This window comes from Nocardia yunnanensis, from assembly GCF_003626895.1.
GTDB classification, from domain to species: Bacteria; Actinomycetota; Actinomycetes; order Mycobacteriales; family Mycobacteriaceae; genus Nocardia; species Nocardia yunnanensis.
Map to the genome: position 1 here is coordinate 7,454,065 of NZ_CP032568.1, position 19,492 is coordinate 7,473,556.

Below are 19,492 nucleotides of genomic sequence, written 5' to 3' on the forward strand. Positions count from 1 at the left end.
GATGCCCGAACTCGCCGAGCTGCTCAGCATCGCCAGTGAGGTGCTCGACTCCGCCGCACCACGATTCGTGGAGGGCATCGGAGCGCCGAGCGCGGTCGAGAAGGGGCGCAACGACTTCGCCACCGAACTCGACCTGGAATTGGAACGCACCATTTCGCAGCGGTTGGGCGAGCGCACCGGAATCCCGGTGCACGGCGAGGAATTCGGCGGTCCGCAACTGACCTCGGGCACCGCCTGGGTGCTCGACCCCATCGACGGCACCTTCAACTACTCGGCGGGCAGCCCCATGTGCGGGATGCTGCTGGCGCTGGTGCGCGACGGCGTCCCGGTCATCGGACTGACCTGGCTGCCGGTGCTGGGCCAGCGTTACGCCGCCGTCGCGGGCGGACCACTGCTGGTCAACGGCACACCGGTGCCGCCCCTGGAACCGATGAAGATGTCCACCGCCATGATCGGCTTCGGCAGCTTCAATCTCGATGGGGCGGGCCGCATTCCGGGCATCTTCCGATTCAACCTGCTGGGCGCGTTGTCGCGGCTGTCGGGCCGCCAGCGCATGTACGGGTCCACCGGCATCGACCTGGCCTACACCGCCTCCGGAATTCTGGGCGGGGCCGTGGTGTTCGGACATCACCCGTGGGACAACGCGGCCGGCGTGGCGCTGGTGCGGGCCGCGGGCGGCGTGGTCACCGACCTGCTGGGCCGGGACTGGACCATCGAATCCGGTTCGGTGCTGGCCGCCGCGCCCGGCGTGCACGAAGAACTACTGGATCTGATCGCCGACACCGCCGATCGGGTCCGAGGAGAGGTAGAGCAATGACATTGGCAGTGCGCGTGATCCCCTGCCTGGACGTCGACGCGGGCCGGGTGGTCAAGGGCGTCAACTTCGAAAACCTCAGGGATGCGGGCGATCCCGTCGAACTGGCGGCCGCCTACGACGCCCAGGGCGCCGACGAGCTGACCTTCCTCGACGTCACCGCCTCCACCGGCGACCGCGGCACCATGATCGACGTGGTGACCCGCACCGCCGAGCAGATCTTCATTCCGCTCACCGTCGGCGGCGGCGTGCGCACCGTCGAGGACGTGGACCGGCTGCTGCGCGCGGGCGCGGACAAGGTGTCGGTCAACACCGCCGCCATCGCGCGGCCGGAGGTGCTGCGGGAGATGTCGGAGCGGTTCGGCTCGCAGTGCATCGTGCTGTCGGTCGACGCGCGCACGGTGCCCGAGAGCCAGCCCGCCACCCCGTCGGGCTGGGAGGTCACCACGCACGGCGGCAAGCGCGGCACCGGCATCGACGCGGTCGAATGGGCCGTGCGCGGAGCCGAACTCGGGGTGGGGGAGATCCTGCTCAACTCCATGGACGCCGACGGCACCAAGGCCGGCTTCGACCTGCCCATGATCCGGGCCGTGCGGGCCGCGGTGTCGGTGCCGGTCATCGCCTCCGGCGGCGCGGGCAAGGTCGAGGACTTCGCGCCCGCCGTGCAGCACGGCGCGGACGCGGTGCTGGCCGCCAGCGTCTTCCACTTCGGCGACCTCACCATCGGGCAGGTCAAGGACGCCATGCGCACCGAGGGGATCGTGGTCCGATGAGCACCCTCGACCCCGCCATCGCCGCGCGGCTCAAGCGCAATGCCGACGGGCTGTTCGCCGCCATCGCGCAGGAGAAGAGCACCGGCGATGTGCTCATGATGGCGTGGATGGACGACGAGGCGCTGGCCCGCACCCTCGAAACCCGCAAGGGTACTTACTATTCGCGGTCGCGGCAGCAGTACTGGGTCAAGGGCGAGACCTCCGGGCACACCCAGTACGTGCACGAGGTGCGCCTGGACTGCGACGGCGACACTGTGCTGCTGGTCGTCGACCAGGAGGGCGCGGCCTGCCACACCGGCACCCACACCTGCTTCGACACGGATGTGCTGCTGTCGCAAGGCGATTGACGAAGCCGCTCAGCCGGGTTCGGGCCCGTCGATGTCGAGGTGCGCGATCGGGTGTCCCGAACGGCCGATGCCGCGGGCCATGCCCTTGTCCAGCTGGGCGACCAGGGTCTCCCCGAGCTCGAGCAGCTGCGCGGTCTGCTCGGCGTCCAGACCGTCGAACACCAGGCCGCGCACGCATTCCAGATAGCCGGGCGCGGCCTCGGTGACCTTGCGGAAGCCGGCGTCGGTCAGCACCGCCTGCGCGCCGCGGCGTCCGCTGATGGTGACGCGCTGGGCCCAGCCGAGGCGCTCGAGTTTGGAGACCACATGCGAGAGCCGCGATAGCGATGCGTTTGCCTTTTGCGCAAGCTCGCTCAGTTGCAACCGGTGTCCTGGTTCTTCGGAGAGCAGAGTCATCACGAAGAATTCGAAATGGGTAATCCCCGACTCACGTTGCAGCTGAGTATCCAGCGCGGCGGGAAGTCTGGTGGTGAGCGCGACAAGGGTACGCCAAGCTCGCTGTTCCTTGGGATTCAACCACTTGGTCACCGTGCGCGCCCTCTCGTAGCAGCAAAGTGACCACTCGCGCCGATCAGTGGGGGTCCCCGGGATACAGCATCGAACAGGTCACTCGCACGTCAAAGTTTGCCACGATTTCGCTCGTCAGTCACGGTGTTGCTGAATGACGTGACATCCATCACGCGTGTCGCGAGGAAATTCAGTTCGTGCCGAGTTCTGGAGGATTTGCCGGAGTTTCCGGTGACACGCGCGGCTTTTCCGGTTCCACGCGGCGGCGATCGGCACGATGGCGGCGGAATCGCCTGCGCACCAACAGGAATGCCGCCGCCGCGAACAGCACGGCGGCCACGATCGCGCCGACCAGGACCGCGCCGCGGAATCCGGGACCGTCGACATCGAGAATGCGCTGTCCGGCGTGTGCGGCATTGGAATCGCCGAGCACGATGGTCAGCGTCATCAAATTCGGTATGGCGGCGATGAGCGCGAGAACGGCGGCGGCGCCCGCAATAAACCTACCGCCCCGTTTACGCCAGCTGAGTCCGGCGGTCAGCAGCAGAAAAAGTGGCACAGCCGTACATAGCAAGCCCATCAGCAGGCCGTACCAGATCCCTTTTGCGAAACTCGAACCCACCATTTCGGCAATGCGCTGCGCCCACCAGCGCGGAATGAACGCCGCCAGGATGAGATACGCCAGCCACAGCACGACCAGCGCGATGACTCCCGCGATGATGCGATTGCGCCACGTGACGAAGCTGGACCGCTTGCCCTCCGACGATTCGATGCTCGGCGTAGTCATGCGGTTCAGCGTATGTCCGATTCGCTGGCACGCCCAGCATCGACGCTCCGCGCCGCGTCGCCGTGCCGGGGCCGCGACCGCCGCCCGATGGGAACTAGGCGCCCGCGCGCTCGCGCAGGAACTTCAACGCCTCGTCGGCGTGCACGTTCGCGCGCATCTCACTGGAGATGACCTTGGCGATGGTGCGATCCCGGTCGATGACGAACGTCGTCCGCTTCACCGGCACGATCGCCCCCAGCAGCCCCCGCTTCACCCCGAACTCGCCCGCCACCTTCGCGCCCGGATCCGACAGCACCGGATATCCCAGCGCCTGCTTGTCCGCGAACCCCGCCTGCACCTCGACCGAATCCGCGCTGATCCCCACGCAACTGGCCCCCGCCGCCGCGAATTCCGTTGCCAGATCCCGGAAGTGGCACGCCTCCGCGGTGCACACCGGCGTATTCGCCGCGGGATAGAAGAACAACACGACCGGCCCGTCCGCGAGCAACGCCTCGAGCGAACGCAGGGTCCCTGACTGATCCGGAAGCTCGAAGTTCGGCGCGAGCTGACCTGTCTTCATACCCGCACCCTACCTCGATCCATCGGCCACAACCCATCCACGAATCCCCCCACCCCTGAACCGAACTCGCGCCCCGCGACGCGGCGGCGATTCGGTTGCCTGGGGGTCCGGGGGTGAAACCCCCGGAGCCCCAACCACCCCCGACACGGGGTGTCGATACGTCACACGCCGATGAGGGCGGCGACCTCCGGGTTCTTGATGTCCATGACATCGAGGATGCCGTGGGCGCGGAGGAAGGGCTTGAGCTCCCGGATGCGGTCGGTGTGCTCGGCGTACTCGTCCGGGAAGTTGCGCGGGTCCAGCGCCTCGAGGGCCTTGACATAGGTGACGAACGAGGCGATGGCGGAGTACTTCCCGCCGGTGTTCATATTCATCATCCGAGGCGGCTGACCGGGATGGATACCCGGCGCGACCTGCGGGGCTGCGTGCCGTGGACCCTCCGGTGCCACCGGTTGCGAGGGGTACATCTGTGTTGAACTCCTCTCGAAAATGGGGATACCGCGTGCGAGCTCTCCATCTTGCTGCCGGAGCAGTGACGGCCTCCTGCGTGTGGAGACCCGGCGAGTGTAGTGATGACCGCTTCAGGTATTCGCCACAGGTGCCCGCTCGGCTGGGCGGCGAATGCGATTGAGATCGCGCCGGGCGCGCCTGGAATGATGGGTGAATGCACGGCTCGCATGGTTTGCCTCCGAACGCGGCTATCGACACCACCACCTCGCGGGAGCAGTTCCGGTCGCTCGCGGCCGACCACCGGGTGGTCCCGGTGGTCCGAAAGGTGTTGGCGGACTCGGAGACTCCGCTCTCGGCCTACCGGAAACTGGCCGCCGACCGGCCCGGCACCTTCCTGCTGGAATCGGCGGAGAACGGCCGGTCCTGGTCGCGCTGGTCGTTCATCGGCGCGGGCGCGCCCAGCGCGCTGACCGTGGTCGACGGCGTGGCGGCGTGGCTCGGGCAGACCCCGGCCGACGCCCCGGTGGGCGGCGATCCGCTGGTCGCGCTGCGCGAATCCCTCGAGGTCCTGCGCACCGAGCGGCTGCCCGGTCTGCCGCCGCTGACCGGCGGCCTGGTCGGCTACCTCGGCTACGACACCGTCCGCCGCCTCGAACGCCTGCCCCTGCTGGCCGCCGACGATCTCCAGATCCCGGAGATGGTCCTCATGCTGGCCACCGACCTGGCCGCCTTCGACCACCACGAGGGCGCGATCACCCTCATCGCCAATGCCGTCAACTGGAACGGCACCGACGAGCGGGTGGACGAGGCCTACGACGACGCGGTCGCCCGGCTGGACCGCATGACCGAGGCCCTCGCGGCTCCCGCGGACTCCACCGTGTCGGTCTTCGATCGCCCCGAACCCGAGTTCCGCCGCCAGCGCACCTCCGACGAATTCGGTGCGGGCGTGCGCCGACTGGTCAAGGAGATCGAGGCGGGCGAGGCGTTCCAGGTCGTGCTGTCGCAGCGCTTCGAGATGGACTACCACGGGACCCCGCTGGATCTGTATCGCATGCTGCGGGCCTCGAACCCGAGCCCGTACATGTACCTGATGCACATTCCGGACGGTTCGGGCGGCACCGCGTTCTCCATCGTCGGTTCCAGCCCGGAATCGCTGGTGACGGTCAAGGACGGCGTGGCCACCACGCATCCGATCGCGGGCACCCGCTGGCGCGGGGTCACCGAGGAGGACGATCTCCTGCTCGAGAAGGGTCTGCTGGCCGACGAGAAGGAGAACGCCGAGCACCTGATGCTCGTCGACCTCGGCCGCAACGATCTGGGCCGGGTCTGCGAACCGGGCACCGTGAAGGTCACCGAATACCGTCACGTGGAACGCTATTCGCACGTCATGCACCTGGTGTCGACGGTGTCCGGTCGCCTCAAGCCCGGCAAGGTCGCCCTCGACGCGGTGCAGGCGTGCTTCCCGGCGGGCACTCTTTCGGGCGCGCCGAAGGTCCGCGCCATGGAGTTGATCGAGGAACTCGAACCCACCCGCCGCGGCGTCTACGCGGGCGTGGTCGGCTATCTCGACTTCGCCGGCGACGCCGACACCGCCATCGCCATTCGCACCGCCCTGCTCAAGGACGGCACCGCCTACGTCCAGGCCGGCGCCGGCATCGTCGCCGACTCCGACCCGGACTACGAGGACGTCGAATCCCGCAACAAGGCCATGGCCGTACTCAAGGCCATCGCCGCCGCGGAAACCGTGCGCGCCTACCGCCCGTCCGGCTCGGAACAATGAGCGACCCGGACCCGGATCGAAGCGCGGCCGAGAGCGCCACGGGCGCCGACGCCCCCGCACCGGAGGACGCCGCGACGGTCGCGCAGCGCGCGATCGCGGCCGATCTGGCCGAAGCGGAGGCGAACGCCGCGCAGGCCGAAGCCGATGCGCGCGCGGCGCAGACCACCACCAAGACCCGGCGCCGCCCGCTCGGCGCGGTCGCGCTGCTCGCGGTGGCGGCGGCGCTGATGTGGGCGTCCTCGCGCATGACCTGGGTGAGCCTGGAGGTCAGCCGGGAAGGCATGGGCGTGGGCCGCACCGTGCACCTCAGCGGCAGCACCTGGTTCGGCGCGCTGACGCCGCTGGCGCTGGTGCTGCTGGCCACGATCGCGGCGGTCTTCGCCACGCGAGGATGGTTGCGCCGGTTGGTGGGTGTGGTCGTCGCCGTGCTGGCGGCGGTCGCGGCGGTGCCGGGATTCTGGCTGCTGCAGCATCGCGGCAATACCGCCGAACGGGCCGCGCAGTTGGCCGAGTTGCGGGTGTTCGAGCACGGCGGCGCGGTGCAGACGGCGATCTGGCCGGAGTGGCTGTCGCTGCTGGGCGCGCTCGCCGCGTTCGTGGCCGGGCTGCTACTGGTGCGCATGCCCGCCGAGTCCGCCCGCATGTCCGGCAAGTACGACAATCCGGCCGTCCGGAAGTCCGCGGCGACCGCACAGGTTGCCCGACATCACGCGGGGCAGCGTGAGACGGAATCCGCATCACAGCAGACGGCGACGGGCCAATTGTCCGGTCGTGTGCTGTGGGACGCGCTCGACGAAGGTGTCGATCCGACCGACGAGGAGTCCAATCACGATGCCGCGCATCCTGATCCGGGTAAGGGCGGATCAGGCGACAACCACCGGTGAGCAGGGTGGGACAGTGGCAGTGAAGCCGCTTCCCGCCCCGCCGTCAAGCACGGGAACATAGCCATTTACTCTTTATCAGCATCGGTGAGACAGCGCCTGGGGGGATTCTCAGGCAGCAAGTCCGTCTCCCCAGAAAGGATTCGAGCCAGATGACGGTACTCGACTCGATTCTCGACGGGGTCCGCGCGGATGTGGCCGCTCGCGAAGCCGTTCTGGACTTCCAAGCAGTGAAGGCCGCCGCCGCGAAGGCCAAGTCTCCGCGTGACGCCAAGGCGGCCCTGCACGGCGAAGGCATCGGCGTGATCGCCGAGGTGAAGCGTTCCAGCCCCTCCAAGGGCGCGCTCGCGGACATCCCCAACCCCGCCGACCTGGCCCGCGCCTACGAGGACGGCGGCGCGCGCATCATCAGCGTGCTGACCGAGCAGCGCCGTTTCGGCGGGTCGCTCGCCGACCTGGACGCCGTGCGCCAGGCCGTGGACATCCCGATCCTGCGCAAGGACTTCATCGTCGGCCCGTACCAGATCCACGAGGCCCGCGCCCACGGCGCGGACGTGATCCTGCTGATCGTGGCCGCCCTGGAACAGGACGTACTGGCCTCGCTGCTCGACCGCACCGAATCGCTGGGCATGACCGCGCTGGTCGAGGTGCACACCGAGGAGGAGGCCGACCGCGCCCTGCAGGCCGGCGCCAGCGTCATCGGGGTGAACGCCCGCAATCTCAAAACCCTCGAGGTGGATCGGGATGTGTTCGCGCGCATCGCCCCCGGCCTGCCCAGCGAGGTCATCCGGGTCGCCGAGTCCGGCATCCGCGGCACCGCGGACCTGCTGGCCTACGCCGGTGCGGGCGCGGACGCCGTGCTCGTCGGCGAGGGCCTGGTGACCAGCGGCGATCCGCGCGCCGCGGTGGCCGAACTGGTGACCGCCGGGACCCACCCGTCCTGCCCGAAGCCGGTTCGCCGGGGACGGTGAAAGTAGCGATGACACAGACCGAAAAGCTGTCCGCCAAGAACACTCTCGGGTTGCCGCAGATGAGCGAGGCCGTCACGCACAAGAGCCACGAACCCGATCTGGGCGGGCACTTCGGCGTCTACGGCGGCCGCCACGTCCCCGAGGCGCTGATGGCCGTGATCGAAGAGGTCACCGCCGAATACGACAAGTGCCGGGTCGATCCGAACTTCCTCGACGAACTCGACCGGCTGCAGCGCGACTACACCGGCCGGCCCTCGCCGGTGTTCGAATGCAAGAACCTGGCCAAGCACGCCGGCGGGGCGCGCATCTTCCTCAAGCGGGAAGACTTGAACCACACCGGTTCTCACAAAATCAACAATGTGCTCGGGCAGGTGCTGCTGGCCAAGCGCATGAACAAGACCCGCGTCATCGCCGAGACCGGCGCGGGCCAGCACGGCGTCGCCACCGCCACCGCGTGCGCGCTGCTGGGTATCGAATGCGTCATCTACATGGGCGCGGTCGACACCGTGCGCCAGCAGTTGAACGTGGCCCGCATGCGCCTGCTCGGCGCCGAAGTCATCAGTGTGACAACGGGTTCGCAGACGCTCAAGGACGCCATCAACGAGGCGCTGCGCGACTGGGTCACCAATGCCGAGGCGACCTACTACTGCTTCGGCACGGCCGCGGGCCCGCATCCGTTCCCGCTCATGGTGCGCGACTTCCAGCGCATCATCGGCATGGAGGCGCGGCAGCAGATCCAGGCGCACACCGGGCAGCTGCCGGACGCCGTAACCGCCTGTGTCGGTGGCGGTTCCAACGCCATCGGCATCTTCCACGCCTTCATCGACGATCCGGGCGTGCGCCTGATCGGCTACGAGGCCGCCGGCGACGGCGTCGAAACCGGCCGTCACGCCGCCACTTTCACCGGTGGCACCCCGGGCGCGTTCCAGGGCGCGTACTCGTACCTGCTGCAGGACGAGGACGGGCAGACCATCGAATCCCATTCCATCTCAGCGGGTCTCGACTACCCGGGCGTGGGTCCCGAGCACGCCTACCTCAAGGACATCGGCCGGGCCGAGTACTACCCGATCACCGATACCGAGGCCATGGACGCGCTGCTGCTGCTGAGCCGCGCCGAGGGCATCATCCCGGCCATCGAGTCGGCGCACGCGGTGGCGGGCGCTATCAAGCTGGGCCGCGAACTGGGCGAGGGCAAGATCATCGTCGTGAACCTGTCCGGCCGCGGCGACAAGGACATGGACACGGCCGCCCAGTGGTTCGGGCTGTTCGACAAGCCCGAGGGGGACAACCAGTGAGCCAGCAGTCGCGTCTCGCCAACACCTTCGCGGCCTGCCGCGAGGACAATCGGGCGGCACTGATCGGCTACCTGCCCGCCGGCTACCCGGACGTGCAGGGCTCCATCGACGCCTGCCGCGCCATGGTCGAATCCGGTTGCGACGTCATCGAAGTCGGCGTCGCCTACTCCGATCCGGTGATGGACGGCCCGACCATTCAGCACGCCGCCGAGCAGGCGCTCGCGGGCGGCGTGCGGGTGCGCGACGTGTTCGAGGTCGTGGAGGCCATCTCCCAGGCCGGCGGCAAGGCCGTCGTCATGACCTACTGGAACCCGGTGCTCAAGTACGGCGTCGACACCTTCGCCCGCGATCTCGCGGCGGCGGGCGGGCTCGGCCTGATCACCCCGAACCTGATCCCGGAGGAGGCCGACGACTGGTTCGTGGCGTCCTCGACCCACAATCTGGACCGCATCTTCCTGGTCGCGCCGTCCTCCACCGAGGAACGGCTGGTCAAGACCTTGGAAGCGTCCAAGGGTTTCGTGTACGCGGCCTCGACCATGGGGGTCACCGGTGCGCGCGACGCGGTCTCGTCCATGGCTCCGGCGCTGTGCGGGCGGATTCGCGCCCACTCCGATATTCCGATCGGGGTCGGTCTGGGCGTGCGCAATGGCGCGCAGGCCGCCGAAATCGCCTCCTACGCCGACGGTGTCATCGTCGGTTCGGCGCTGGTGAGCGCGGCCGCGCAGGGTCTGGACGCGGTTCGGGCGTTGACCGAGGAATTGGCGCAGGGCGTTCGCTCGGCCCCGGTATCCTCGTAAAGCAAGTCTTTTCGAAAGGGCGCGTACCGAATTCGGTGCGCGTCCTTTCTTTCGTCGAAGTGTCTTTCGTGAATTCGTCTCGAAGAATTCGATGACGCGACGTTTTCGTATATCCGTTCCGTTACCGGCTCCGCGACGGTGTCGACGCCGGTCGAGTACCGCCGGTCGCGGCGCGTCGACCGCGGTCGGCGCGCCACAGTGGTTTTCAGCTACGGTGGGGACTCGTGACCTTACGAGCCCTTGCCGAGAGCACCGGCGCTGATGTCCTGGCGTACATTCCCAGCCCGCCGCGCGGGGTCTGGAACATCGGGCCGTTCCCGCTGCGGGCCTATGCGATCTGCATCATCATCGGCATCATCGCGGCCATCTGGCTGGGGGAGAAGCGGTGGACCGCGCGCGGCGGGCAGTCCGGGCAGGTGCTGGACGTGGCCATGTTCGCGGTGCCGTTCGGTCTGATCGGCGGGCGGCTCTACCACGTGGCCACCGACTGGCAGAAGTACTTCGGCGCGGGCGGGCATCCGATCAACGCGCTGAAGATCTGGGAGGGCGGCCTCGGGATCTGGGGTGCGGTGCTGCTCGGCGGGATCGGCGCGTGGATCGGCTGCCGCGTCTATCGGATCCCGTTGCCCGCCTTCGGCGATGCCATCGCGCCGGGCATCCTGCTGGCCCAGGCCATCGGCCGGCTCGGCAACTATTTCAACCAGGAACTCTACGGCCGGGCCACCACCATGCCGTGGGGTCTCGAGATCTACCAGCGCTTCGACAGCAATGGCGGGCTCGACATGATGAACGGCACGGCGGGCGGCGCCGCCATTCGCATCGTGCAGCCGACGTTCCTGTACGAGCTGATCTGGAATCTGCTCGGCGTCGGCGCCCTGCTCTACCTGGACCGCAAGTTCCGCATCGGCCACGGGCGGCTGTTCGCGCTGTATGTCGCGATCTACTGCTTCGGCCGGTTCTTCGTCGAACTGCTGCGCGACGACGAGGCCACCCACATTCTGGGGCTTCGGGTCAATACCTTCACCTCGGCGATCGTGTTCGTCTGCGCCGTGGCCTATTTCCTGTTCGCCACCAAGGGGCGGGAGACGGCCGAGCAGTTGCGGCCCGGGATCGTGCGACCGTGGCCGTGGCAGTTCGGTGAGTTGCGGGCCTTCGGTGCGGCAGGGACGGCGGCCGAAACCGCTACGGAATCAGACGTTTCCGACAAATTGGAGGATTCGGAATCGGTCGATCTGGAGAAAACCGGTGCGACCGGGGAATCCGCGGGGGAGAGCGAGACCGAATCTCCTACGCACGGCAACGAATCCGAGACCGAGCGCGATAACTCCTCAGAATCCGGTGGTTCCGAGCCGGAGGCCGAGGAGTCCGCTGACCAGGCGAAAACCGTCGAGTCGGGCAAGAATAACTCCTGACCTCCGGGGGTGAGCCGCGACCGACAACGCGTGGCCACGCGGGCCCCGGCGGATTCACCACAGGTTGGGCCGTTCCACGGGGGGCGGTCCGCGATGCAGGAGGACGCGAGTGACCGACCCATTCGACAAGCAGCCGGGGCAGGACGGGCCGCAGTACGGGGCGCCCGGGACCGGGCCGCAGTACGGCCAGCAGCGGCCGTACGGCCAGCAGCCCTACGGCCAGCAGCCGCAACCCGGCCAGCAGCCGTACCCGGGCCCGGATCAGTTCCATGGACAGCAGGGTTTCGGGCAGCCGGTGCAGCCCTACGGCCAGCAGCCCGCGCCGTTCGGCGCCCCCGCCCCCGGCGGCCCCTACGCCGGCGATCCGGAAGCGCCGTACGGCCGTGACCAGTTCGGCGTGCCGCTGTCGGACAAGAGCAAGCTGACCGCGGGCCTGCTGTCGCTGTTCCTCGGCCACTTCGGCATCGGCCGCTTCTACCTCGGCTACACCACCATCGGCGTCCTGCAGCTGATCACCTGCGGCGGCTGCGGCGTCTGGGCCCTGATCGACGGCATCATGATCCTCACCGGCAAAGTGCCCGACCTCCAGGGCCGCCCCCTGCGCGATTAGCCACGGAAGCCCCAGCACGCGTACGGGGTTCGCGGCACCGCCCCTGGTCGCGGTCGCGATTTCGTGGTGGGGCCCGCCCCGCCACACCCCCCTCGGCCCGCCGCCACTCGTCAGAGTGGCGGCGGGCTTCCCCTATCATCGGAACCGCACTCGGTTCAAGATTTTGGCGCAACGTGATGGTTGCCGTGCTAACCGGTCGGTTCGCGGCGTACCCTTTGTCGGTTGTCTGTCGCGTGGTTCAGACCATGCCCGAGGAGAGGTTCCCTTCGTGCGCCGTAAGCTCGCCGCCGTCATGCTCGCCGTAGTCGCCGCCGCGGGACTGGTCGCATGCAGCTCCAGCAAGGACGACGCGAATGTCCTCAAAGTCGGCACCGAGGGCAACTATTCGCCGTTCACCTACCAGGACAACGGCAGCCTGACCGGCTACGACGTGGACGTGATCAAGGCCGTCGGCGACAAGATCGGCAAGAAGGTCGAGTTCACCACCGCCCCGTGGGACTCGCTGTTCGCCGCCCTCGAATCCAAGCGCGTCGACCTCATCGCCAACCAGGTCACCGTCAATGACGCACGGCAGCAGAAGTATTCGCTCTCGCAGCCCTACACCGTCTCCGAGGGCGTCATCGTCACCAAGACCGGCAACGACGGCATTCACACCCTCGCCGACCTCAACGGCAAGACCTGCGCGCAGTCGGAGACCAGCAACTGGGCCGACGTCGCCAAGAAGGCGGGCTGCAAGGTCGAGGCCATTCCCGGCTTCGTGGAGGCCACCCAGCTGCTCAAGACCGGCCGCGCCGACGCCACCGTCAACGACACCCTCGCGGTGAACGCCTACACCAAGCAGCAGGGCGCCGGCACCGTCCAGATCGTCGGCAAGACCGGTGAGACCTCCAGGCAGGCGTTCGCCGCCCGCAAGGACGAGCAGTCGCTGACCGATCAGATCGACCAGGCGCTCGACGAACTGCGCGCGGACGGCACGCTGGCCAAGATCTCGGACAAGTACTTCGGCACCGACGTCAGCAAGTAAGCCGCACAGGGCGATTCGACATGGACGACGCCACCTGGGCGCTGATTCAACACAACCTGTGGCCGATGCTGAAGGCCACCGTCACCTCGACGCTGCCGCTGACGGCCGTCAGCTTCGGGATCGGGCTGGTGATCGCGCTGTTCGTGGCGCTGGCCCGGATGTCGAGCAATTGGGCGCTGTCGGCGGTCGCGCGGTTCTACATCTCGATCATTCGCGGCACGCCGCTGCTGGTGCAGCTGTTCATCATCTTCTACGGCCTGCCCAATTTCCATATCGTCATCGACCCGTTCCCGGCGGCGGTCATCGCGTTCAGCCTGAACGTGGGCGGCTATGCGGCCGAGATCATCCGGGCCTCGATCCTGTCGGTCGCCGACGGGCAGTGGGAGGCGTCGTACGCGGTCGGCATGAGCTACGCGCAGGCGCTGCGGCTGGTCATCCTGCCGCAGGGCGCGCGGATCGCGGTGCCTCCCTTGTCCAACACCCTCATCTCGTTGGTGAAGGACACCTCCCTCGCCTCGACCATCCTCGTGACGGAGTTGCTGCGCACCGCGCAAATGGCCGCCGCACCGACTTTCGACTTCTTCGCGCTGTATGGGGTCGCGGCAATCTACTACTGGGTAATATGCCTGGTACTGGGCTTCGGTCAAACCCGTCTGGAAACCGTCCTGGCCCGCCATGTCGCACGCTGACCAGGCATTAGCTGAACGGCTGCTTACGAGAACCGTATATGTGTGTGCCGGGGTCGGCATGAGGGTTGTCACAGGTCTAGGGTTTAAGTCGTGATGCGACGAACGAAGATTGTGTGCACCCTCGGACCAGCTGTGTCATCCGAGGACCGGATTCGTGAGCTCGTCGAAAGTGGCATGGACGTTGCGCGCCTGAACTTCAGCCACGGCGAGCATTCCGATCATGCCGAGAACTATAAAAAGGTGCGCGCCGCCAGCGATGCCGCTGGTCGCGCCGTCGGTATCCTCGCCGACCTGCAGGGCCCGAAGATCCGCCTGGGGCGGTTCGAGGGTGACGGCAAGACCGTCTGGAACACCGGTGAGGAAGTCCGAATCACCGTCGACGACATTGTGGGAACTCACGACCGGGTTTCGACCACCTACAAACACCTCGCCAAGGACGCCAAGCCCGGCGACCGGCTGCTCGTGGACGACGGCAAGGTCGGGCTGACCGTGCTGCGCGTCGAAGACAACGACGTCGTGTGCCGAGTCACCGAGGGCGGGCCCGTCTCCAACAACAAGGGTGTCTCGCTGCCGGGCATGGACGTGTCCGTGCCGGCCCTGTCCGAAAAGGACATCGAGGACCTGGAATTCGCCCTGAAGCTGGGCGTGGACTTCATCGCGCTGTCCTTCGTGCGCTCGCCCTCCGATGTGGAGCTGGTGCACGACATCATGGATCGCGTGGGCCGCCGGGTGCCGGTCATCGGCAAGCTCGAAAAGCCCGAAGCCATCGACAATCTCGAAGCCATCGTGCTGGCCTTCGACGCCGTCATGGTCGCCCGCGGCGATCTGGGCGTGGAGCTGCCGCTCGAGCAGGTGCCGCTGGTGCAGAAGCGCGCGGTGCAGATGGCGCGCGAGAACGCCAAGCCGGTCATCGTGGCCACCCAGATGCTGGAATCCATGATCACCAACTCGCGCCCGACCCGCGCCGAGGCCTCGGATGTGGCCAACGCGGTGCTCGACGGCGCGGACGCGGTCATGCTCTCGGGCGAGACCTCGGTCGGCGACTACCCGATCGAGGCCGTGCGCACCATGGCCCGCATCGTGCACGCCGTGGAATCCGAGTCCTCGACCCGGGTGCCGCCGCTGACCCACGTGCCGCGGACCAAGCGCGGTGTCATCTCCTACGCCGCCCGCGATATCGGCGAGCGCCTGAATGCCAAAGCGCTGGTTGCCTTCACGCAGTCCGGTGACACGGTGCGCCGTCTGGCGCGCCTGCACACCCCGCTGCCGCTGCTGGCCTTCACCCCGCAGGGTTCGATTCGCAGTCAGCTGGCCTTGACGTGGGGCGTGGAAACGTTCATCGTTCCTCCGGTGGGCACGACCGACGAGATGATCCACCAGGTGGACAACGCGTTGCTCTCGATCGGCCGGTACAAGAAGGGTGACCTGGTGGTCATCGTGGCCGGCTCGCCGCCGGGTACTGTCGGGTCCACCAACCTGATCCACGTGCATCGCATCGGCGAGGAGGACCACTAGTTTGAGTGCGTCGCTGGACGAGACGTCTTCGGACGTCGTCGCGGACCCCGAGGGGCCCGGTCGATCCGACGATCTGCGGGAGCTGCTGCGCCTGCTCGATCTCGAGGAGAACGGCCCCGACATCTTCCTCGGTCACCATCCGGAGAAGGTATGGAGCCGTACGTTCGGCGGCCAGCTGGTGGCCCAGGCGATCATCGCCGCGGGCCGCACGGTGGGCCCGGAACGCCCGATCCACGCGGTCAACGCGCATTTCGTGCGCGGCGGAGATCCCAAGGCGCCGATCGAATATCACGTCGATCGGCATCGGGACGGACGTTCCATCGCCAACCGCACGGTGACGGCCTACCAGGACGGGCAGGAGCTGTTCGTCATGCTCGCCGCCTTCCAGGACTGGGGCAGGGGGCTCGAGCACGGCGCGCCCCTGCCCGACGTCCCGGGCCCGGAAGACCTTCCGCGCGTGGAGGAGTCGTTCGCGGGCATGGAGGACAAGCTCCAGATGTTCATCAACGCACCGCATCCCATCGAGATGCGGTACACGAACGACCCGGCCTGGATCCTCAAGGGCAAGGGCGAGAGCCTCGGCCACAACCGGGTCTGGATGCGCACCGACGGCGCCCTGCCCGACGACCCGCTGATTCACGTTGCGGCGCTGGCGTATTCGTCCGACACCACGGTGCTGGACTCCATCATCACCACCCACGGCCTGTCCTGGGGCTTCGACCGCATCATCGCGGCCACGGTCAACCACTCCATCTGGTTCCACCGCCCCTTCCGCTTCGACGACTGGTCCCTCTACGCCACCGAGTCCCCGGTAGCCGCCGGCTCCCGCGGCCTCGCCCGCGGCCACTTCTACGCCCAAACCGGCGACCTCCTCGCCACCACCGTCCAGGAAGGCGTAATCCGCCACTTCCCGGCCCGCGGCTGACAACGGCGCAGGACCAATCGGGCCGTGCCCCAAAGGGGTGCGGCCCGATGACGCAGTCGGGGCGAAAACTCCGACGCGGCGTTCGGGTGAAATCCGAAGCGGCGGGGTCCGGGGTAAATCCCGAAGCGGCGGGGTCCAGGGCGGAGCCCTGAACGTGCTCCGGGGTCCGGGGCGGAGCCCCGAAATGCTCCGGGGTTTCAGGGGGAACCCCTGAGAGCCCTGAGAGTTAGATCAACTCTCGGTTCTCTTCGAGGTCGAAGTTCTCCCGCTGCAGGGCGTGCACGATGTAGGGGATCGGCTCGTCGGCGGACAACTCCAGCACCAACCGCTGTTCGAGCTTGGCGATGCCCGCCTTGGTTAGTTGACGCGCCTCGCCGACGAGGCTGAGCGCGATCTCGTAGGTGCGCCGCTCACCCGGCTCGGCGGCGGGATGATCCAGCCGCCACTGGGTTTCGAGCACGGTGTGGGTGGGTTCGTCGCACTCCACCGGCAAGGTGAAGCGCCACGCGAAGATATCTCGATCGGCGACATATTCATCGACCACGCGGCACACGGTCTCGGTGACGCGATGCAGGGCGTGAGGTGTCACGTAAACATGGAGCGAAACATCCGAAATTCGCTTCGGCATGTCCTTGGTCCTGTTCTTGTGTCGAACCACCGGCAGTGGCGTTCGGCGGAACTGGAAGATGTTCCGCGCGCGAGTGTAATCCCTTACCGGACCAACCCGGCAGCAAGGAGTATTGACACGCGGGGATTCGGACCGATCGACGCCGCCGGGATCGCCTGCTATCCGGCTGATTCCGCCGCGTGGTGGGCCGGTTGCCCTGCCTGCCGCGAATATTCGACCGATTTGGGATGTTCGGCGCGCCTGCCCGATTCACGCCGTCCGCCGTCGATCACCAGCAGTGACGGCTGCCCGTCGCCGCCGCGCGGATGCGGGGTCGCCTGCTGATGCGCGTGCAGCGCCAGCAGCAGCGGCACCAGCGCCTCGGCGATGCGGTCGCCGACATCGCAATATTGTTGCGGCGACAGACCGACCGGATCGGCGATGTTCTCCCGCCCGACATAGGCGAGATCGTCGCGCGCGGCATGCAATCCGACGACGCTGCGCGCGCCGCTGACCTTCGCGATCCGGTACGCCTCGAGCAGGGTGAAGGTGCGCGGCAGCGCCTCGGGCACCAGGTCGCGCACCTGGTCGCGAATCTTGTCGGTCATGGTGAGCACCAGATCGGCGCGATGCACCATGTCCGCCTTGAGCCGGCGCGCCTTGAAGTTGTCGGCGTTGCCGCCCAGACCCACGATCGTTTGTGCGGCAAGGGGTTCCACCGGGAATCCGACGAGGGCGCGCACGCCGGCACTCTCGGCGGATAGCTCCTGTAGTCCGTGTTCAGCGGCCACCGCCAGGGTGAGGCGTTCGGCGATGACGGATCGGCAAACATTTCCGCTGCACACGAACAGCACATGCATGCCGATAACCTATGCCCGCCGTTGTCTCTTCGAAACACTTCCGTGACCGAATCACAGGTTTGAACCGCGATGTTCATCGCCCGGTCGAATGTCGCTCATCCGATGTCGATTTCCGTTTACCGAAACGTCGGCTCGATGCCGAGTCAATGCCCCGGTAAGTGAGCTCAATGCCCCGGCAAGTGAGCATGCCCGGCCGTCTCCGGGAAATCAATAGCCGAACAGGTATCGCCCGAATTCGTTTCGTAGAGCGCGGATTCCGTCACCACGGGCGCGACCGCGGACGCCGTCGGCTCGGATTCGGGACAGCATGGCCCGGCGGCCGCCTCGCGCACCCGCCCGCGAGTCGAGAACAACCGCCCGCGAGCTGGGACGGTCCGCGCGAAGCGGGTCAGCCCGGTGGGGGCGGCCATATCGTCGTACACGGAATCGATTCCGCCCCTGGCGAAATAGGCCTCGTGCCAGAATCCGGTCCCGCCGGAATCCCGCAGGAATTCCTGCCACCACACGCGGTGCGGTTCCGAACGGGTCCACCGTTCCAGGCTCTCCAAATCGCGCCAATACTGCCGCGCGCCCCAATGCGGCGGCCACAGCGACCACACCACATCCTCGTGCGACAAAAGCCCGTCCGGCCGATCCCGCTGCGACCGATACAACTTCGGCCCCACCCCGAGCAGTCGCAGAATTCCCCGCGGCGTGCGCACCCGCATGCCGAGCAATATCACCACCAGATCCGGATACTCCGCCAGATCCGCGGTAACTCTCTGCACCCGCATCCGTGACCTCCGCACGCTCGGCACCCTCGTGCGGACCTACGTCCCACCCCCGAATCCGGTTCGAAGGTCCTCACCGGTTCAGGACTTCAGCCTACGTACTGAGCCGCAGCACCGCCGAACTTCCCTGCACCGCCACCACCTTGATGGTGAGCCCGTTGAGGAACAGGGTGCCGCCCGCGGGCGCGGTGCTCGCGGCCGGAAATCCGAACACCTTCGCCGCGGCGGTCACGGCTTGCGCGGAGATCTGCTGGATCGTGACCGATCCGCCGATGCGCGGCAGTCCGGGGGTGGGGATCGTGGTCGGCCCGTCGACCTGGATTTCGCAATTGCCGTCGGCGCAGGCATCCAGATCGGTTCCGTTGCGGGCGGCGGGTAAACCCGGCTTGGGTGTCGGCGCGCTCGCCGCGGAGGTGGTCATGGGTCCCGTCGTGCTCGCTCGATCGGTGTTGGGTGCGGGCGTGGCGGTCCCGCTCGTCGATGCCGCGCAGCCCGTCGTCAGCGCCGCCGTCAGCGCGCCCAGGGCGATGCCGGTGCGTATGCCGCTGGCGGTCATCGGGATTCGCATGCAACCTCCACGGGGCTCTCGACGCTTCGAGACACGATGATGCGCGACGGTGCGCGTCCGCGCGGCAAAATGCGAAACGTCTATCGGTCAAATGCTGGCGCGGGGGAGCGCGGGCCCCTACACTCCCCTGAACCAGCCGATCCGGTTTCGAGCGAAGCCGGAAGGCCGACGAGAGTGCTTCGTGCGCTGAGGAATTCGCCGTAGTTCACCGCTCCGGGCGTGACCGCGAAGGAGGAGGTGGCCAGCGACCGTTTTTTCGCCGGGAGTTTTCGACTGGAGGCAGCCAACCACCCGCCCGTTATGCGGGTGGTTAGCCAAACGATGTCGCGCCGAGTCCAGGGTCTGCCAACCGTGGATTCGGCGCGCCATTGTTTTTGCCCGGGTCAGCTTAACGCTACTCCCCAGTAGCGCACCAGGATCGCCGCTTCGGCGGTGCTTCGCCGCGTGCGTGAGCCACGCACTGTTCCACCTCGGGCCGCCACATGTCACCCGATCGGTGTCCGCGGCCGTGCCCGCACCCGGTCGTCTTCCGGCCCGCAGCTTCGAAAGGG

22 protein-coding genes are annotated in these 19,492 nt (G+C 67.6%); 14 read left to right on the forward strand and 8 right to left on the reverse strand.

Annotated features, from left to right (window positions below; genetic code table 11):
- Nucleotide 1 precedes the first annotated feature (1 nt).
- The 3 genes from D7D52_RS35065 to hisI are packed head-to-tail and all read left to right on the forward strand — an operon-like array spanning nucleotide 2 to nucleotide 1,934.
- The gene (locus D7D52_RS35065; RefSeq protein WP_120743273.1) at nucleotides 2–817 is read left to right on the forward strand and encodes an inositol monophosphatase family protein; all 816 of its coding nucleotides are present in this window, start codon (nucleotides 2–4) and stop codon (nucleotides 815–817) included.
- Complete coding sequence (gene hisF / locus D7D52_RS35070; RefSeq protein WP_120743274.1) at nucleotides 814–1,587, forward strand: imidazole glycerol phosphate synthase subunit HisF; 774 nt, start codon at nucleotides 814–816, stop codon at nucleotides 1,585–1,587. The genes D7D52_RS35065 and hisF overlap by 4 nt, the downstream gene beginning before the upstream one ends.
- Nucleotides 1,584–1,934: a phosphoribosyl-AMP cyclohydrolase gene (hisI, locus tag D7D52_RS35075; RefSeq protein WP_120743275.1), complete on the forward strand. Its 351-nt coding sequence runs from the start codon at nucleotides 1,584–1,586 to the stop codon at nucleotides 1,932–1,934. The genes hisF and hisI overlap by 4 nt, the downstream gene beginning before the upstream one ends.
- Nucleotides 1,935–1,943: 9 nt before the next feature.
- Here the strand turns inward: hisI and D7D52_RS35080 are convergent, their stop codons facing one another.
- The 4 genes from D7D52_RS35080 to D7D52_RS35095 all read right to left on the reverse strand — a co-directional run bounded on the left by D7D52_RS35080 (nucleotide 1,944) and on the right by D7D52_RS35095 (nucleotide 4,155).
- Nucleotides 1,944–2,462 (reverse strand): MarR family winged helix-turn-helix transcriptional regulator, encoded by a 519-nt coding sequence (locus tag D7D52_RS35080; protein WP_120743276.1) that lies wholly within the window; start codon nucleotides 2,460–2,462, stop codon nucleotides 1,944–1,946.
- A gap of 169 nt (nucleotides 2,463–2,631) precedes the next feature.
- A complete protein-coding gene (locus D7D52_RS35085) occupies nucleotides 2,632–3,228 on the reverse strand; it encodes a permease (RefSeq protein WP_120743277.1) in 597 nt (198 codons plus the stop codon).
- 94 nt (nucleotides 3,229–3,322) lie between these two features.
- Nucleotides 3,323–3,787 (reverse strand): peroxiredoxin, encoded by a 465-nt coding sequence (locus tag D7D52_RS35090; protein WP_120743278.1) that lies wholly within the window; start codon nucleotides 3,785–3,787, stop codon nucleotides 3,323–3,325.
- A gap of 161 nt (nucleotides 3,788–3,948) precedes the next feature.
- Nucleotides 3,949–4,155, reverse strand: a complete 207-nt coding sequence (locus D7D52_RS35095; protein ID WP_246023520.1) for a hypothetical protein — start codon at nucleotides 4,153–4,155, stop codon at nucleotides 3,949–3,951.
- A 296-nt stretch (nucleotides 4,156–4,451) separates the two neighbouring features.
- Between D7D52_RS35095 and D7D52_RS35100 the strand changes: the two genes are divergently transcribed.
- The 11 genes from D7D52_RS35100 to D7D52_RS35150 all read left to right on the forward strand — a co-directional run bounded on the left by D7D52_RS35100 (nucleotide 4,452) and on the right by D7D52_RS35150 (nucleotide 16,136).
- Nucleotides 4,452–6,017 (forward strand): anthranilate synthase component I, encoded by a 1,566-nt coding sequence (locus D7D52_RS35100; protein WP_120743280.1) that lies wholly within the window; start codon nucleotides 4,452–4,454, stop codon nucleotides 6,015–6,017.
- On the forward strand, nucleotides 6,014–6,901 hold the full coding sequence (locus D7D52_RS35105; protein ID WP_120743281.1) for a TIGR02234 family membrane protein: 888 nt from the start codon (nucleotides 6,014–6,016) through the stop codon (nucleotides 6,899–6,901). Before D7D52_RS35100 ends, D7D52_RS35105 begins: the two co-directional genes overlap by 4 nt.
- A gap of 149 nt (nucleotides 6,902–7,050) precedes the next feature.
- Entirely contained in the window at nucleotides 7,051–7,869 is an 819-nt protein-coding gene (gene trpC / locus D7D52_RS35110) for an indole-3-glycerol phosphate synthase TrpC (RefSeq protein ID WP_120743282.1), read from the forward strand.
- Between the two features lie 59 nt (nucleotides 7,870–7,928).
- Nucleotides 7,929–9,164 carry a tryptophan synthase subunit beta gene (gene trpB / locus D7D52_RS35115; RefSeq protein WP_120744691.1) on the forward strand — a complete coding sequence of 412 codons (1,236 nt, stop codon included), beginning with the start codon at nucleotides 7,929–7,931 and terminating at the stop codon, nucleotides 9,162–9,164.
- Nucleotides 9,161–9,961, forward strand: coding sequence for a tryptophan synthase subunit alpha (trpA, locus tag D7D52_RS35120; protein WP_120743283.1), 801 nt, complete (start codon nucleotides 9,161–9,163; stop codon nucleotides 9,959–9,961). Before trpB ends, trpA begins: the two co-directional genes overlap by 4 nt.
- A gap of 224 nt (nucleotides 9,962–10,185) precedes the next feature.
- The gene (gene lgt / locus D7D52_RS35125) at nucleotides 10,186–11,373 is read left to right on the forward strand and encodes a prolipoprotein diacylglyceryl transferase (protein WP_120743284.1); all 1,188 of its coding nucleotides are present in this window, start codon (nucleotides 10,186–10,188) and stop codon (nucleotides 11,371–11,373) included.
- Nucleotides 11,374–11,482: 109 nt separating this feature from the next.
- Nucleotides 11,483–11,983, forward strand: a complete 501-nt coding sequence (locus D7D52_RS35130; RefSeq protein ID WP_120743285.1) for a TM2 domain-containing protein — start codon at nucleotides 11,483–11,485, stop codon at nucleotides 11,981–11,983.
- A gap of 268 nt (nucleotides 11,984–12,251) precedes the next feature.
- The gene (locus tag D7D52_RS35135) at nucleotides 12,252–13,007 is read left to right on the forward strand and encodes a transporter substrate-binding domain-containing protein (protein ID WP_120743286.1); all 756 of its coding nucleotides are present in this window, start codon (nucleotides 12,252–12,254) and stop codon (nucleotides 13,005–13,007) included.
- Between the two features lie 20 nt (nucleotides 13,008–13,027).
- Entirely contained in the window at nucleotides 13,028–13,696 is a 669-nt protein-coding gene (locus D7D52_RS35140; RefSeq protein ID WP_120743287.1) for an amino acid ABC transporter permease, read from the forward strand.
- Between the two features lie 90 nt (nucleotides 13,697–13,786).
- Nucleotides 13,787–15,211: a pyruvate kinase gene (gene pyk / locus D7D52_RS35145; protein ID WP_120743288.1), complete on the forward strand. Its 1,425-nt coding sequence runs from the start codon at nucleotides 13,787–13,789 to the stop codon at nucleotides 15,209–15,211.
- Nucleotides 15,212–15,224: 13 nt separating this feature from the next.
- On the forward strand, nucleotides 15,225–16,136 hold the full coding sequence (locus D7D52_RS35150) for an acyl-CoA thioesterase (RefSeq protein ID WP_120744692.1): 912 nt from the start codon (nucleotides 15,225–15,227) through the stop codon (nucleotides 16,134–16,136).
- 226 nt (nucleotides 16,137–16,362) lie between these two features.
- Here the strand turns inward: D7D52_RS35150 and D7D52_RS35155 are convergent, their stop codons facing one another.
- The 4 genes from D7D52_RS35155 to D7D52_RS35170 all read right to left on the reverse strand — a co-directional run bounded on the left by D7D52_RS35155 (nucleotide 16,363) and on the right by D7D52_RS35170 (nucleotide 18,941).
- Nucleotides 16,363–16,680 (reverse strand): hypothetical protein, encoded by a 318-nt coding sequence (locus D7D52_RS35155; RefSeq protein WP_246023521.1) that lies wholly within the window; start codon nucleotides 16,678–16,680, stop codon nucleotides 16,363–16,365.
- 242 nt (nucleotides 16,681–16,922) lie between these two features.
- Complete coding sequence (locus D7D52_RS35160) at nucleotides 16,923–17,603, reverse strand: arsenate reductase/protein-tyrosine-phosphatase family protein (protein WP_120743290.1); 681 nt, start codon at nucleotides 17,601–17,603, stop codon at nucleotides 16,923–16,925.
- Nucleotides 17,604–17,767: 164 nt separating this feature from the next.
- Entirely contained in the window at nucleotides 17,768–18,376 is a 609-nt protein-coding gene (locus D7D52_RS35165) for a monooxygenase family protein (RefSeq protein ID WP_120743291.1), read from the reverse strand.
- Nucleotides 18,377–18,467: 91 nt separating this feature from the next.
- The gene (locus tag D7D52_RS35170; RefSeq protein WP_120743292.1) at nucleotides 18,468–18,941 is read right to left on the reverse strand and encodes a hypothetical protein; all 474 of its coding nucleotides are present in this window, start codon (nucleotides 18,939–18,941) and stop codon (nucleotides 18,468–18,470) included.
- Nucleotides 18,942–19,492: the final 551 nt, after the last annotated feature.